Here is a 17,582-nt window from a genome sequence, read left to right on the forward strand (position 1 = left end):
AAAGTTTACCACTACCGTTTCTAAAAAATTTGTTTTTACTTCATCAATCTAATACTATAAATTGCGCCAGTACTTTGCTTATTTTTTGCGACAAATTTGATATTGATAAGCTTTTTATTCCATTCGGCAGGCAATTCATAATCTACTTCAAATGGCTTTCTTGATTTTACAGCCTCGAATTGAACGGATTTAAATAACTGATTATCAATTAAAATATCAAAATCTCTTACTCGGTTTTCATTGCCAAAAGTAATTCTGATTTTCTGAGCATTTTGCTCGTTATTTCTTAAATCATAACTTATCCAATCAGTCGTACTTCTCCAGAACGCTCCAAGCTCTCCACCAACATTCGATTGATTTCCTTGAAAATGATGGTCGGCTTCGGGTTGTTGTTCACCCAAAGTAATTTGGTCAATGGTTTGTTGTTCTAAAGCTAATTTTACTTGTTCCTTTTCTTTCATTTCCTGAATTTTACCCGCCAATTTCTCTTGATTCATCACAGGAAAATACATCATATAACGGGCATCGTGCAATTGGTAAAAAGGAATCAAAGTAAGCGTTTGGTACTTGGCTGGATAAAGCGCATCACCCATTGAAAAGGCTAATTTCTGGTTTTTAATTGGCTGAATTTTTGATAAATATTCATTAGAATTACTCACCAAAATTGGTGCTTCGTCTAAAGGATATAATTTTCCAGAAGCTTCATGTCCCATTCTACTATCGTCGGCAAAAAGTCCTTTTAAGTCTGTTGTATCCGTTTTGGCAGCCAATACAATTGGTCCATGCACAAACGAAACCCAAGGCGAACCATCTGGAAGTGTTTCGGCAGTAGTTTCCATTGGGAAAGTAAGCGATACTTTATCCCCCGATTTCCAAGTTCTGTTAATCGCAATAAATGATGATGGTTTTTCATTCACCGTAAAAGTTTTACCATTTACTTTTATTTGAAAAGCCTTTTCTTTTACCCATTTCGGATAGCGAACATAGAGCGTAAAAGTTTGCGGTTTATTCAGTTTTAAAGTGATTTCTGAATTTTGATTATTAGGAAACTGTGTATTTTGCGTCAGCATCAAGCCTTTTTCTTTCCAATTCAAAGTAGAAGCCATAAAAAGATTTACATACAAATCTTTGTCAGTATGTGCATAAATCATTTCGCCGTACTTTCCATGATTTTCTATTCCAGAACCCACACAACACCAAAAACCTTCTTGTGGCTGAGAATAGACCCGATAATGACGTGGACGAATGGGCGTAAAATAGACAAATCCACCTTTTGTCGGATGTTGTGACGATAAAATATGGTTGAAAAGCGTACGTTCAAAAAAGTCGATATAATTAGCTTTGGGTTCTGACAAAAACAAAGATTTCGTCAGTTTCAGCATATTGTATGAATTACAAGTTTCTGGTCCTTGATTGGATTCCAACATAGGCGTAAAATCATTGACAGGATTAAAATGTTCTCTGAAACTATTTCCCCCAAACGAAACGCTACGTTTGGCACTCACATTTTCCCAGAAAAAATTCGCCGCATTTGCCCAATCTTGGTTATGCGTTAAGTCAGCAATTTTTTGAAAGCCAATTACTTTTGGAATTTGCGTATTGGCGTGCAAACCCGTCAAAGCATCTTTTTGAGCCAACAGTGGGTCAAGTATCGCACGATGTGATATTTTTTGAGCAATTGCTAAATACTTTTTCTCATTCGTGATTTCATAAAGATTAGCAAACACTTCGTTCATGCCACCGTGTTCTGTTTTCAGCATTTTTTGAATTTGTTCATCATTCAAATTCTGAATTGTTTGGGCAAACCAATCCGCTAATTTTACCAAAACGTTCAGCGCTTGTTTATTTCCTGCAACGGTATAAGCATCTTGCAAACCCGCAAATAATTTATGAATGTTGTACAAAGGCACCCAAGTATTATTCAAACCGAAGCCACTTCCATCCAAGTCTCCTTTGGCAATTCTACTCCAAAATACTTTCCCTTGCGGAATGCCACCTACATAACCATCACCATTTTTTTCCTGACATTTTGCCAATTCCGACACCATGTAATCCAGCCTTTTTTTTATTTCAAGGTTATCAGTGGAAGCATACATCAATGCCAAAGCAGATAAATAATGTCCGCCGATATGTCCGTCTAAACCAGAATTTTCCCAGTTTCCGTAGCGTTCAGCTTTCAATGGCAAACCTGCATCAATCAAGTATGGCGCCAATAATCTATCAGGATTCATAGCCAAAATGTACTTTAAATCAACCTGTTGGGCATTTAAAAATAGACCCGCCTTTAAACGAACAGATTGAAGTGGAAAGCTTTGAAGTTTAGTATTTACTTCTTGAGCAAAGTCTTTTGGACAAGAGACAAAAAGCAATAAAAATGAAAGTGTTGTTCTTAAAAACATAAAATTTTGTTCTTGGATAACGTTTTTGATAAAAGCTAAATAGGTAATTTTAAAATGTGTTAATTTGACACAAATATAAGCATTTATCAGAATAAGTCAACAATTATATATCATTATTCTATTTTTAATTATTACAAATAATATAAAAAATCTGTTTGGAAAGTAAAGCGTTATGACTTTCCAAACAGATAAGTAATAAAATATTAATTTTTCCCTAACCAAACAGCCATCGGTTTAATATCTCTGTGTCCCCAAACAACATAAGGAACCATTTGAATCGGTACTGCTTGTTTGCCTTCGCTGGTATTTATCCAGCCTTTTCCTTTTAAAACGGTTACTCCGTTCAATAAGTCTTTTTGATATTCTGCCGTCAAAGGTGCTTGTTCGTTCAAGGAAATGTCTAAAGCGTGATTGTCATTGTCTTGTGCTTCTACGCAAAATAACATTGGACCTCTTTGAACAGCTACTTTATTCGCATTTGCCTTGATATTGACATTACTTGTCAAAGTTTTGTTTTCCATTGGGAAACTGATACTTACTTTATCGCCACTTTTCCAAGCATTATTAATTAAAGCATAGCCATTTTCGATTTTATAAGTAACCGCTTTACCATTTAATTTAATGATAGTTTTGGCGGACGAAGTAGCGTTGAAATAATATAAATCACTTGGTACGGCTTCGTTTTGCGACCAACCTGGAATACGAATACGCAAAGTAGCAGGCGTTAATTTTGAAGTTTTGACTGATAAATTTACTTCGCCACTCCAAGGATAATTCGTTGTTTGAGCCAATTGAATTGTTTGATTATTTACCGCTAAAGTCGCTTCTGAATTCATAAATAAGTTTACAAAAATGCTGTTGTCTTTTACGGCATACACATAACCCGAAACCGAAGGCACAAATCTTGAAAGATTTGAAGGACAGCATGAACAATCAAACCACGGACTGCGGCAAGTAGCTCCTTGATTGAACTTTTCTTTTCCATCAAATACAAGTGGATTTGGATAAAAGAATTTGTCCCCTTCTAAAGACAATCCCGACATCAAACCATTGTACAAAGTTCTTTCTAAAACGTCCATGTATTTAGATTCGCCATGCAATAAAAACATACGGTGATTCCAATAAACATTGGCAATAGCCGCACAGGTTTCTGCATAAGCGTCGTTTGGTAAAGCATAAGCTACATCAAAACCTTCGATGCCATGTGCCGCTCCCAAACCACCAGTTACATACATTTTTTTACTGACAATATCTTCCCAAAGTTTGTCAATCGCTTTGAGATACGCTTTGTCGCCCGTAATGGCGGCAATATCTGCCATTGCCGCATACATATAAACTGCACGCACCGAGTGCCCTACGGCTTCATCTTGCTGAGTTACAGGCAAATGGTCTTGCGAATAAGCAGGACTATCAAAGTCGGTCTTTTTACCAGTAAGTGGCTGATGGCCACGTCTTTCAAGCAATAATTTTGCTAAGTCAAGGTACTTTTTATTATTGGTTACTCTGAATAATTTAATCAAACCCAACTCTATTTCTTGATGTCCCGAATAGCTTTGTAAACCTTTATTTACACACAAATCATAAATCAAATCTGCATTTTTAGTAGCAATATTCAAGAATGACTTTTTACCAGTAGCGACGTAATGAGCAACCGCCGCTTCGTACATGTGACCAGCGTCATAAAACTCATGGCTCATTTTTTCACCCAAAAATCTACCTTTAGGGTCATAAGAACAACATTGGAATTTATTGTAATCATTCGCTTTCAAAGTCCAAGCCGTATATAAATAGCCATCATCTTCTTGAGCAGCGTCGATGTACGAAATTACTTTGTCCAAATAAGCGTCCAATTTAGGATTGCGTTCGTTCATCAAAGAGTAAGAAGCTCCTTCGATGATTTTATAAACGTCCGAATCATCAAAACCAAAACTTCCTTTAAACTTTCCTTCTTTTAGTCCGCCAGCAAAAATAAAATTATTAATTCTGCCCGTTTCCTCGCATTTCTGAAAAGCATAAGGAATCGTTTTGTTTTCAACTGTATCCAAACGACTTTTCCAGAAACCGCCTGTTACTTTTACTTTTGTAAAATCAATCGGTTTGATAGGATAGTCATAAGAAAGCTTTTGGGCATTGGCATGAAAAGCCAAAAGCCAACACGCCATAATGAGTACTTTTTTCATAGTATTTATTGTTGATTTTTTAAAAATTGAAATAATTGGATATGTTCGTTATTGTTGGCTATCAAAAGACAATCATTATTTCCGAGCCGAATTGATTGAATATCACGTACTTCTTTTGAAATATTTAAGCCACTTTTATAAGCTTGAATATGATTAAAATTACCTTTTGAATTGCCTTCTGAATAAGTACCAACACTTGCTTTCATCATGCCCAAATTGGGTTTGAATCCTGAGAAATTACCACCAGAAACTAAATCAATTTTTCCATCTTGATTAAAATCTTTGGCACAAAAAGCATAAATCGGTGCAAACTGAAAATGTTTAGGAAGTACTTTTATTTGAAAATTACTTTGTCCGTCATTGATTAATTGGAGCGATTCAAAAGTTTCTACTTTTTTAATCACAGCATTTTTTTTGAGTGCTTCCGGAAAAATATCTTTTAATTGACTCACCGCAAAAAACTTATACTCATGGAAACGATTTTGAATCATAGGCATTTGCTTTTTGATTTCATCCAAGCCTTCATAAAGCCTTTCATTTCCATTTCTGAAATGACAAATAATGGGGTCGGTAGAAAAACTATTGTCGAAATCTTTCACCATCAATGTCACAGGGTTTTCTGTGCTTGCCCTTAAGTCTGAATTAATGCCTCTGTTTCCAGCCAAAATATCCATGTCTCCATCATTGTCTAAATCACAGGCTTTCAAACAATTCCACCAACCTGCCGTATGTTCAATAATCCTTTTAGAGAAAACACCGTTTGCTTCTCTTTTCAAAATAGTAATTGGCATCCAATCTCCAGCCACGACCAACTCTTTACTCTTGGGCATCCAAATGGCTGAAGTAACCATACCCAAATTTTTGAAAATGGCAGTTTTTGCACTCATATCTAAAGCAAATTCTCCATTTCCTCGATTTATCAGCACATAACTATCTACTGAAATACCATATTGTTTTACAATAGAACGCACTCCTACAAAAATATCCATTCGCTTATCCTCATTGAAATCTGCCGTCACCACACAAGATTTATTACTCCAAAGTAAAGGCATTTCTTTTGGCGAACGACTAAAGTTTGCTTTGCCATCATTCAAGTACAATCTTAATGGCGTAAGACTCGCCTCATTCGTTTGTCCTCCTGCACTGAGTATCAACAAGTCTAAATCGTTATCATTATCAGCATCAAAAAATTGAATATCAGCATCTTCATATTGTTTATCCGCCATAAATGCCTGCTGATTTCCAAGTACAAATTTTTCGTTTTTCTGTAGATACAAAACACCTGCTTGGTTCATGGCTCCGCCTACAAAAAAGTCTTCTAAACCGTCGCCATTTACATCTGCCACTGCTATTTTTGGCCCTTGTGTGGATAGCATTTGTGGCATTAAACGTTCATTAGCAAAATCTAAATAAGGGTTTTCTTGATGAGCAAATTTGAGATTACTTTGCTCAGTAATATCTTGCCAAGGTGTTTGTTGGGGATTTTCGGGTAAAGATTTTTTACGAAAAGCATTCTTTTCAGAAAGGATAAGTAATTGATTAACAGGTACATTTTTCAATACTTGTACTTTACCATTTGCCCAAGTTACTTTTATTTCTTGAATCGTTTTAATTGCTCCTAAACCAAAATTCAAGACATAATCTACCGAAGAAAGCCATCCACGAGTAGGCTGTAATTCCTGAACAATTTTACCTTTTTGGGTGATTATTTCTACTTTTACTCCAACACCAAAGGGGTTTTTCCCTTCGCCTTTTAGTTGAATTTTTAAGTAATGATTTTCTTCCTCATTCGATTTGTTTTCATAGATGGAAGCCAAAGCATTGAGGTTATTAATGACTAAATCTAAATCGCCATCATTGTCTAAATCAGCATAGGCCGTTCCCATCGAATAGCCCACCGTTGAAAATCCCCAAGCTTGCGAAACGTCCTCAAATTGTAAGTTACCCTGATTCCTATACGCAAAGTTGTGTTCTGCTCCACTTGGCATCATTTGCGAAAGTTTCAAAGAAGAACTTTTCTTGACATTTTTCTGATAAGTATAATTGATGTAATCTAAATCATTCGGGCGACGATAAATGCCATTTGAAACAAAAATATCCTTCAATCCATCATTATCTAAATCCGCCAAAAGTGTTGACCAACTCCAATCGGTAGCATCCACGCCTGCCAACTGACCAATTTCAGAAAATCGACAACCAACTTTTCCGTCCAAATTTCCTTGATTCAATTGTAGCATATTCCTTGGAAATTGTGCTTGATAACCAAAACTAAGTTTGAACTGAAAAATATCAAAAGGATCTGCACCTGCCGATTGCTTCCTGACAATATCGTCGTCAGGCTTCATGTCTAAAGTCATAATATCCAGCAAGCCATCATTATTAATATCGGCAATGTCGCTACCCATCGAAAAATTACTGGTGTAAGTGGTCGCTTCTTTGCTTTTTTCCAGAAAAGTGCCGTCGCCTTGATTGAAATAGACATAATCATTTTCATGGAAATCATTGGAAACATAAATGTCAGCAAAGCCATTATTATCTAAATCAGCGACACCAACTGCCAAACCATAAGCAGCAGCCCAACCCCAAATTCCAGCTTTTTCGCTGACATCAACAAATTTTCCATTATCATTTCTTAATAATTTATCGCCTGCCAATGAATCTCTTTTATTGCGAAGATTCGTGTTAAGATATACTTCTGGACTATGAACTGAATGATTCAATTGATATAAATCTAAATCGCCATCGTTATCATAATCAAAAAAAGCCGCTTGCTGACAGTAACCGACTAAATCAAGTTGATACTCTTTTGCTTTCTCGGAAAAAGTAAGATTATGATTATTGACAAACAATAGGTTTCTACCAGTAAATCCTTTATAACCAGACATTTGACTGACATAAATATCTAACCAACCGTCATGATTAATGTCCACCATTACTACACCAGTAGTCCAATAATTTTTACCTGAAAAACCTTTTACGCCTGCTTTTTGAGTAATGTCTTCAAAGCTAATCTGTTCATTTTCTTTACTTTTATTCAGATACAAAGTATTGCCAGATTGATTAGCTGTAAAATACATATCAGGAAAACCGTCATTATTGATGTCGCCAACTGCCACGCCACCGCCATTATAAGCATATAAATATTCGTTCAGGTTTACTTCTTCCGTTTCTAAAAAGCGATTTACGAAGTCAACTTTCGTATTTTTATTCTCTAATAATTGAAACAAAGGCTTTTTTTCAGAAGAACAAGCAGCAAACAAAAGCAGACTCAAAAAAGCCCAAACAACTCTTTTTAAGTATAAATCATTACAAATTCTATTTGCTTTTTGGGGAATCATTCGATTTGAAAATATATTAATAACTTGTTCTTGTTTTCTAAAATTAAACTATTGCATTTTATAATAATCAGGCGTAAGCATTTTCCGAAATTCCACTGTTTGAGCGAAGCGAGTTTGGAATTTCTTGATTTTCTTTTGTTACTTTTCTTTCCTTGATGAAAGAAAAGTAAGGTCTGCCCAAAGGAAGGAAGTACTGCTTGGAAAGGTTTAAATCAAGCTAAACTTTTAAAGAGACTCAAAATCTTACTACAATAAACGCTATCCATTTTTCCTTACAATTCCTTCTTATTTCTCAAGAGAAGTAAGAAAACTAAATTACTTTTCCTTACTAAAAACCTGAAACTTAGCCCCATTTTTAGCGACCATTAATACTTCTTTTTTACCCACTTTCAAGGTTTTGAAATCTCTGATTTGTCCTTCTACATAAATACCAGCCGATTTATTCGGCATGACCGAAAAAGTACCGTCGCCTTTTCCTAATAAGCAAAGTCCACGACCAGCATCGTATCTGCCTACTTCTGGCTTCGCTTCGTAGAGATTTCCACCCACAATCAAATCTGGAAATTTATCGTGGTTTATGTCTGTTACATGAACAGCATAAATCGGAAAAAGCTGTGCTTGATAAGGCAATTTTTGTACCCTAAATCTATCTTTTTGTTGATTGATTAGTACCACACTTTCTAAAGTATTTACTTCCAGTTTTGTCGCTTTTGATAATTGCTCATTGGTAAACAAATCATTGATTTTCTGGCTTTTATAGCTTTCATTTTTCAAGTACTTCGTCTTCAAATAAGGTAGCTGAGCCGTGATATTTTGGTGCAAAACCAAAGGGTAAGATTCTTCGCCATTGTAAGTACACAGAATTTGCTCAAAGAAACCATTGTTATCAAAATCACTGGCAAAAAGTTGAATCGGTTTACTTTCAGATGCTCTAAATCTGGAATTTAATCCATGATTTCCGAGTATCAAATCTTCATCGCCATCATTATCCAAATCAGCCGATTGAATCGTATTCCACCAACCTTTTAAATTTGACAAACCTAATTTTTCAGAAATATCTTCAAATTTCCCCTGCGAATTTTTGAAAACATGAACGCCCATCCATTCGCCAATAATTACCAAATCAAGCTGTTTATCTTTATCAACATCAATCCATTTTGCATCACGAATCAAACCGATTTGATTTAAAGCTGGAGCAATTTTTGGTGTAATATTGCTAAAAAGCCCTTTGCCATTATTTTGTAAAAAATAGCCATTTTGTGGCAAACCATAATGCCGATTAGCAGCACGAATGCCCACAAACAAATCAATATCACCATCTTGGTCGAAATCAGCAGGTTTTACACAAGCTGTATTTTCAAATTTAATCGTTGGTAAAAATTGGAATGATTTTGTAAAATTCCCTTTGCCATCATTAAAATACAATCGGTCGCTTAGCTCATTACTTTGCTCTTCTACCTCACTCCCACCGCTTGCCACGTACAAATCCAAATCATGGTCTTGGTCAGCATCGAAGAAAATGGCATCAACATCTTCTGCATTTTTGTCCATTTCCAAAAGCTTTTGATTGGTCTGTACAAAACTGCCATCCGCTTTTTGTTGCAATAATTTAGCAGGAAATCCTTTGCCAGTACCGATAAAAACATCTTCCAAACCATCGCCATTTACATCAGCTACTGCCAAATGTGGTCCTTCGGTCGATAGCATTTGAAACAGTAAAGGCACATCGTCAAAATCGCTATAAGTATTTTCTTGATGCGAAAAATCTGCTGAAAAATCCTTCGAAATATCTTTCCAGAAAGTAATATTTTGCTTGCTTGATTTAGGATTTAGAGTAAAAGTTGAAGCTGTTTTTTCATCAAAAACTAAAGTTTGATTTACTTTCACTTGATACATTTTAGTAAACAAACCTCTTGGCCAACGAATGTACAAGGAGTCAATTTTAGTATTTTTCCCTAAACCAATTTGTAAGACATTACTTACTGAAGATTGAAAACCACGAGACGGAATTTGCTCTACCATGTACTGTTTTCCTGCTGAAAAGGCTATTACTTTTGCTCCAATCGCTGCGGTATTCTTATCTTTTCCTTTGAGTTGTATTTTCAGAAAATTGCCTTTTTCAGCAACTTTATTACTTTCATTTCTATACACAAAAGCAGGCATATTGACATTGTTCACAACCAAATCTAAATCGCCATCATTGTCTAAGTCTCCATAAGCTGAACCATTAGAAAAACTGGGTGTATTAAGCCCCCAAGCGTTGGTTTTGTCTTCAAAAGCTAAATCAGGTTTGCCTGCAAAAACGTAGTTTTCAATCGGTTTGGATGGAATAATGTCGATTAATTTCTTGTAATCTACACCATCTTTAGAGATAACCGTTTTGGCAAAAGCATCGCTTGAAATAAATTTCAAATAATCTTGATTCAAAATATCTTTATAAATGCCATTACTCACATAAATATCTCGCCAACCATCATTATCAAAATCTACCATCAAAGCACCCCAACTCCAGTCGGTCGCTTCTATGCCAGCAAACCTTCCAATTTCACTAAAAGAACCTTTTGAAAGCTCGTTTGCTCCATTGTTGAGTTGCAACATATTGCGTGTAAACTGCTGATGATAACCATACTTTTGGTTGTATTGATACTTATTCCAATTCTCGAAAGTCATAGAAGTTTTCAGTCTTTCTTCGTCTTTCGGTAACATTTCTGTTACAAACAATTCTGGTAAACCATCATGGTTTAAATCAGCGGCATCGGCTCCCATACTTGCCTGAGAAATGGAAGGCATTTGCTGAGTAAGTTCTTCGGAAAAAGTGCCATTATGTTGATTAATATACAGATAGTCTCGTTCAAAAAAATCATTACAGACATACATATCCAACCAACCATCATCATTAAAATCCAAAACAACCAAACCCAAACCAAAGCCAATCGCACTGCCATAAATGTGTGCTTCCTGACTAACGTCTTTAAATTTTCCGCCATCATTTCTGTACAATTTATCGCCTCCTAATTCATCTCTAGTATCTCTATCAATCGTCGCCAAATTAAATGAGCCAATCGGGCGATAAGAATTATTCAGAATATAAACATCCAAATCTCCATCTTGATCATAGTCAAAAAACGAGGCGTGCGTCGATAAACCTTTGTCTGCTAAGCCATATTCCTCGGCTTTTTCGCTAAAAGTACCGTTTTGATTATTGATAAAAAGTTCGTTTTGTTTGTCGTCACCTTTTACATCACCTGAATTACAAACATAAATATCTAACCAACCATCGCCATTTACATCTGCCATCGTCACGCCTGTTGACCACGCTTTTGTACCTTCTACGCCTGCTTTTTTAGCAATATCTTCAAATTTCCCATCGCCTTTGTTCAAATACAATTTGTTTTTTCCCATGTTGGCGGTGAAGTAAATATCTTGCCAACCATCGTTGTTGATGTCGCCAATGGCTACGCCACCGCCATTATAAAAATTTCGGTAAGTATAAATATTGAAATCTTTGGTATCGGTAACGGTATTCTGAAAATCAATGCCTGTTTCGGCGGCCGACAATTCGGTAAACAAAGGTTTTTCACTTTGACTCCACTGACAAGCCCAACAAGTAAATGATAGCATCAGCACCCATTTATTTCTTTTCAAACCTTGCATGAACTACTGTTTTGGGGCTAATAAATCTATAAATCTTACATTGATGACATTGCTTTGGGCTTCTTCCGAAACTACAATTCTACAATTTCCACGAACCGTAACAAAAACATCATTTTTGAAAAAGTAAGGACTATTTATCTTGATAAATTTTCGTTGATACCAAGATTCTAAAAGCTGAATTACATCGCTCAAAAGTTTATCATTACTTGCTCCAACTTTCCAAGCTACTGCATCTTGATAATAAAATGCTGAATTTACTTCGGCTATTTTTTGGGCTTTAAAGGTTGGGAAAAAATTAATTTCTAAGGTTTTACGATTGGGTACTTGTATTTTCGTCGTAATCCAAGCGCTATTTTTTTGTCCGCCTTGAAAGAAATCTTTATGAATGTTTTTCTTCAAACAAAAATCAAAAAAAGTAGAATCTTTCATGCCCAAGTAAAGTCCTTTAAAAAGCTTGTCATGACGAACTTTTGTCGCTAATTCATCCGACTCTAAGCTTAAATATTGTTCTTCTGGCGTTTGTTCACAAGCTCCAAAAAGCAGAACAAACAGCAAAGACCAAATATATAATTGATTGATTTTCATAAATTTTTCCATTACAAAGTATGCTTGATAATACTTATTTTTTCGTTCTTCTTAGCAATTAGCCAATGTGCTTTCCCTTTGACTGCTATTTTGTTGATACTTCTAATCTCTCCTTTGATACACAAACCAGACTTTGCCATTGAATAAACTTTGAAATGCCCTTTACCATCGCCTTTTAATAATTGCCCTACACTGGCATCGTAAATGCCTACTTCTGGCTTGGCGGTATGTAAATTCCCCCCACAGAGTATATCTAATTGTTTATCGCCGTCAAAATCATCGAGTCCTAAAGTATAAATCGGTGCAATTTGGGCTTCAATCGGTAAAACTTTTGCGATAAATTTCCCTCCCTGATTCATAAAACAAGTGGATGCCGTTGTAAACACAGAAGATTTTTTTGCCTGATGTAAAATATCTTCATCAAATAAATCTTCTATTTTGGTTTGTGCATAATCTTTTGCCAAAGGCAATTTGCGTTTCAACAAAGGTAATTCAGCTAATAAATCTTTACGAGTTGCCAAAGGGTATGCTTCTTCACCATTATATGCCGTGATGATTTGTTCGTTCTTTCCATTCTGGTCAAAATCATGAGCATACATGGTTAAAGGTTTTTCTAATGAGGCTTTCAAACGAGTATTTTCGCCTAAATTTCCTGCAACAATATCAGGAAAACCATCTTGATTGATGTCTGCAATGGCAAGACAACTCCAAAAACCATTGCTATTTTCAAAGCCTAAATCTTTACTCTTTTCGGTAAATTTTCCTCTGTTATTTTCAAATAATTTGATGCCCATCCATTCGCCTACTAATATAAAATCTAAATCGTGGTCTTGGTCATAATCTAACCAAGTGGCATCTGTCACCATCCCGATTTCTTGTAAAGCAGGGGCAATTTGCTTACTTACTTCCCTGAAATTCCCTTTACCATCATTTTGTAAAAGATGTGCATTCACCGAAAATCCATAATAAAATGCCTTTGCTCTTGTACCGACAAGTAAATCTTCGTCACCATCTTGGTCAAAATCTGCTGCTTTTACACAAGAAGTATTTTCTAAAATGTTCGGTAAGGCATTTTCTGCAAGTTGGAATTTTCCTTTTCCATCATTGATAAAAAGTCTATCTTTCAATTCTGGAGCATTATCAATAAAAGCTGTTCCACCACTGGCAAAGTATAAATCAGGGAAAGTATCGCCGTTGGCATCAAAGAAAAGTACGGCGGTATCTTCATGAAATTTATCTTTTTCAAAACACGTTTGTGCCGATACTTCAAATTTCTCTGCTTTGGTTTGGAGATACAATTGTCCCGCTTTTCCAAAAGAACCTGCCACAAAAACATCTTCTAAACCATCGCCATTTACGTCTGCCACTGCCGTCTGAGTACTCTTATTTTCAATGCCATGAAAGAGTAATGGCTCACGATTGAAATCAATAAAAGCACTTTTTTGATGCTGATAATTCAATCCAAATTCATTGGTGACGTCTTGGAAAATCGTCTTTTCAACTATCTGTTTCTGAGCGTGAATTGTTTCAGATACTTCTTGTTGAATCGTTAAAAACTGATTGGTTTTTACTTTTTTCAATACTTTTGAACTTTGATTTGCCCAAAGAATTTGGATTGAATCTACTTCCTGAATATCGCCTAAACCAAAATGCAATCTGTCATCTACGGTAGATTGATAACCTCGCATCGGTGCTAATTCTTGATAAAAACGTTTCCCTTGTTCATACACCGTTACTTGTGTGCCTAAAGCAGCGGTGTTTTTTCCTAAACCTTTGAGCTTGATACTTAAAAAATGTTGGTTGGGATTCACTGTTCTGGCATTATTTCGCAAAACCATTGCGGGCATATTTACATTATTGATGACCAAATCTAAATCTCCATCATTGTCTAAATCTCCATAAGCTGAACCATTTGAAAAGCTTGGAATATCCAAACCCCAATCTTTGGCAACATTTTTAAACTGAAAAGCTGAAGCTTTATTTCCTTGATTTTGAAATACATAATTCGGCAAAGGATTGGAAGGAATAGCATCTATCAATTCCTTTAAAAACTTCCCTTTTTCCTGCATCAATCTTTTAATCGTAATCGGGTCGGCGTAATAATTGATATAATCTAAATCGGTTAAATCTTTGAAAATTCCATTTGCCACATAAATATCTTTGAAACCATCATTGTCTAAATCTACCATCAAAGCACCCCAACTCCAGTCCGTCGCACTTACGCCTGCCAAGCGGGAAATCTCGCTAAATGCCATTTCGCCCGTATTGGTTTTTCCTAAACTAAGCTGTAATACATTTCTGGGAAATTGTTTGTGATAACCCGTTGAGATGTTGCTATGATATTTGTTCCAATCTTCAAAAGCCGTTTTTGTTTTAATTCGCTCGTTACTTTCTGGCAACATTTCTGTGACAAATACATCTGGATAAGTATCATTATTAATATCTGCCATGTCTGCTCCCATCGAGCCTAGACTAATTTCGCCCATATACTGTTCTAAGGATTCTAAAAAAGTACCATCTTTTTGATTGATATAGAGGTAATCTTTCTCAAAGAAATCGTTTGAAACATAAATGTCTTGCCAACCATCTTTATTAATATCGCCAATCGTCACACCCAAGCCAAAACCTATGGCACTGCCATAAATACCCGCTTTCTCGCTGACATCCTCAAAAGTATTTCCGTTGTTTCTGTATAGTTTATTCGCTCCTTTGGGGTCACGAATCTTGCGTTGGTCTTTGATTAAATCATAAATACCAACCGTTCTGATAGAGTTATTGAGTAAATACATATCCAAATCTCCATCTTTATCATAATCAAAAAAGGCTGCGTGGGTCGATAGCCCATAATCTGCAATGCCATACTCAGTAGCTTTGTCAGTAAAAGTGGGAATGTTTGTTCCTGCTTTTATACCGTTGTTGATGTATAATGAATTTTTGCGTTCAGCTCCGCCCGGTTTTCCAGATTTACAAACATAAATATCTAGCCATCCATCGCCATTCACATCTGCCATACTTACCCCTGTTGACCATACATCTTCTGTAGTTAAACCTGCATTTTCAGTGATGTCTTCAAAACTTAAATCGCCTTTATTGAGGTACAATTTATTGCTGACCATATTGCCACAGAAGAAAACATCGGGCAAGCCATCATTATTCAAATCGCCAATGGCTACTCCGCCACCATTGTAAAAATTTCGGTAAGTATAAGTGTTAAATGCTTCGGTATAAGTAAGGTTATTTTCAAAATCAATGTTGGTTTCAGAAGTGGGTAAATTGCTAAACATCTTTTGTTCGCCAAAGAACGATGACATTTTCTCGCAAGAAAAAAGCAAGCAACAAAATGGAATCAGCCAACAAAATCGTTTTTGAACAAACATGTATTTCTTTGTTTTGATATTTTGATAATCTCTTGCCATTGCTCGTGTCTTCACGAGCAATTTACAAATTATGTTAGAACACATTGTCGCCCGTGGTGACACGGGCAATGGCAAAAGTGTAATTCTATCTTTAGGATAGGAAATCTCATCTTTTAGATAGCTCAATCCATCTCGGAGAGAGAAGAACCTATCATTTTGATGGATTGTCCTATCTCTGAGATAGGTTGTCGATTCTTTTTTGCGGTTTTTTGCGTGAAAAAGATAGAAAATCCCATCTCTGAGATAGGTTGACCCATCTTTTTCACGCAATTTCCCGTATAAAAATGAATAAAACCGCAAATACAAAATGAAAGGAAGTTGTGAATTGTGAATGAGTGAATCAAAATTGGATAAATAGGAATTCAATAATGCCATTGCTCGTGTCTCACGAGCAATAATTTGCACACATTGTTGTCCGTGGTGACACAGGCAACAGCAAGAGCTAAATTCACCATTCACTAACTCACTCTTTCCCTAAATATCAATACCCCGCATTCTGCTTGAAGTTTGGATTACCATTCAACTGACTTGTTGGTACTGGAAATACCAATTTTGCCACGGTTGATTCTGGTTTTTCCCAACGAGCTCTGGTAAATTTCCCAAAACGGATGGCGTTCGTTCTTGAATGTCCTTCATAAGCCATTTCACGCATAATTTCTTTGTAAAGATTATCTTCGTTCAATGGTGTTAAAGCTGGCAAAGAAGCTCTGCTACGAATTTGGTTAATTAAATTAGCAGCTTCAACACTACTATTATCCAAACGCCAAAGTGCTTCGGCACGCATTAAAACCACGTCTGCGAATCTCAATATTGGAAAATCATTATCCATATTGGTTTGAATACCTTTTTGGAATTCAAATTTTCCTAATCTCGCTCCCGACTGGCTGAAACATTTTGGTGTAAGTTCGTTGATGTATGGCGTGAAAATTAATGGCGTTCCATCAGGGTCTTTTGCTCCTTTTGAATCTACTTCTGTTGCACCATTCGGGTCTTGAATTGGTTTACCATCCGAAGTATATTGTTGTCCAACGATAAATTGTTTTTTACGAGCATCATTATCTGGAAATGAATTATAGAATTCTTCCAAAGCCGTAAAACCATTCCAAGGACCAGAAGCAAAATTATAAGTATCCTTGTTTAATGGATGCAAAGTTTGCATGTGCAAACTGAAGCCGTTGGCATTTCCATTTTCGTAAGGAACGATAAAAATGTTTTCACGAGAAGCATTATTTTTTACAATGAAATTATTGAAGTAATTTCCCTCTAAAGCATATTTATTACCATCAATTACTAGCTTTGCCGTTGATGCCGCCAAAGCCCATTCAGTCTTGCCAGTGTAAACGCCAGCATTCAAATAGAGTTTCGTCAAAACTGTTAAAGCACTCCATTTGTTGATACGTCCATAAGTTGTAGCATTAACTGCTTCTGGCAAATTCGGAATAATTTCATTCAATTCCTTTACTATAAAAGCATATACTTCCGCACGTGGTTTTCTGGCTGGATTGGCTTCTGCGGCTGAAAAAGAAGTAATCAGCGGCGCATCACCAAACATATCAATCATCAAGAAATAATAAAAGGCTCTCAAAGCTCTTAATTCTGCCACAAAGGCGGCTGATTTATCTGGTGGAGCTAAAGCAGTGAGTTGTTCAATCAAACGGTTACAAGTAGAAATTCCACCAAAACCCATGTTCCAAGCCGTATTGAATGCTCCAAAATTTGGATTGAACTGATGTCTGTGTAAGGCTGCCCACACACCCCCATCGTCCCAAGGACCAAATTTAGCGGGTGCCGCACTGGTTTCTGAACTCAATTCCTGAATCGTCCAAGGGTCACCCGCATAAGAATATAGCGGAGTATATGCTGTACCAAGTGCTGCCACAAATTGGTCATCATTCTTGAAGAAATCATTTGGAGTAAGTTCACTATATAATTTTGAGTCTAAATCAGTACATGACAAGCATAAAAATGCAAGTATCGGCATGACTGAAGCTTTATACCATCTTTTCATAA

General features: G+C 36.1%; 7 protein-coding genes. All 7 read right to left on the reverse strand.

The window, feature by feature from the left end; translation table 11 throughout:
• Positions 1–35: 35 nt before the first annotated feature.
• The 7 genes from ABID42_RS03610 to ABID42_RS03640 all read right to left on the reverse strand — a co-directional run bounded on the left by ABID42_RS03610 (position 36) and on the right by ABID42_RS03640 (position 17,580).
• A complete protein-coding gene (locus ABID42_RS03610) occupies positions 36–2,399 on the reverse strand; it encodes a beta-L-arabinofuranosidase domain-containing protein (protein WP_367282470.1) in 2,364 nt (787 codons plus the stop codon).
• A gap of 203 nt (positions 2,400–2,602) precedes the next feature.
• Complete coding sequence (locus ABID42_RS03615) at positions 2,603–4,579, reverse strand: glycoside hydrolase family 127 protein (RefSeq protein WP_367282471.1); 1,977 nt, start codon at positions 4,577–4,579, stop codon at positions 2,603–2,605.
• Between the two features lie 5 nt (positions 4,580–4,584).
• Positions 4,585–7,917, reverse strand: a complete 3,333-nt coding sequence (locus ABID42_RS03620) for a VCBS repeat-containing protein (RefSeq protein ID WP_367282472.1) — start codon at positions 7,915–7,917, stop codon at positions 4,585–4,587.
• 315 nt (positions 7,918–8,232) lie between these two features.
• Positions 8,233–11,571, reverse strand: coding sequence for a VCBS repeat-containing protein (locus ABID42_RS03625; RefSeq protein WP_367282473.1), 3,339 nt, complete (start codon positions 11,569–11,571; stop codon positions 8,233–8,235).
• A 3-nt stretch (positions 11,572–11,574) separates the two neighbouring features.
• A complete protein-coding gene (locus ABID42_RS03630) occupies positions 11,575–12,168 on the reverse strand; it encodes a hypothetical protein (protein ID WP_367282474.1) in 594 nt (197 codons plus the stop codon).
• Positions 12,168–15,533, reverse strand: a complete 3,366-nt coding sequence (locus ABID42_RS03635) for a VCBS repeat-containing protein (RefSeq protein WP_367282475.1) — start codon at positions 15,531–15,533, stop codon at positions 12,168–12,170. Before ABID42_RS03635 ends, ABID42_RS03630 begins: the two co-directional genes overlap by 1 nt.
• A gap of 520 nt (positions 15,534–16,053) precedes the next feature.
• Positions 16,054–17,580, reverse strand: coding sequence for a RagB/SusD family nutrient uptake outer membrane protein (locus tag ABID42_RS03640; RefSeq protein WP_367282476.1), 1,527 nt, complete (start codon positions 17,578–17,580; stop codon positions 16,054–16,056).
• Positions 17,581–17,582 lie beyond the last annotated feature (2 nt).

The sequence above is a fragment of the Arcicella rosea genome (assembly GCF_040543805.1).
Classification (GTDB): domain Bacteria; phylum Bacteroidota; class Bacteroidia; order Cytophagales; family Spirosomataceae; genus Arcicella; species Arcicella rosea.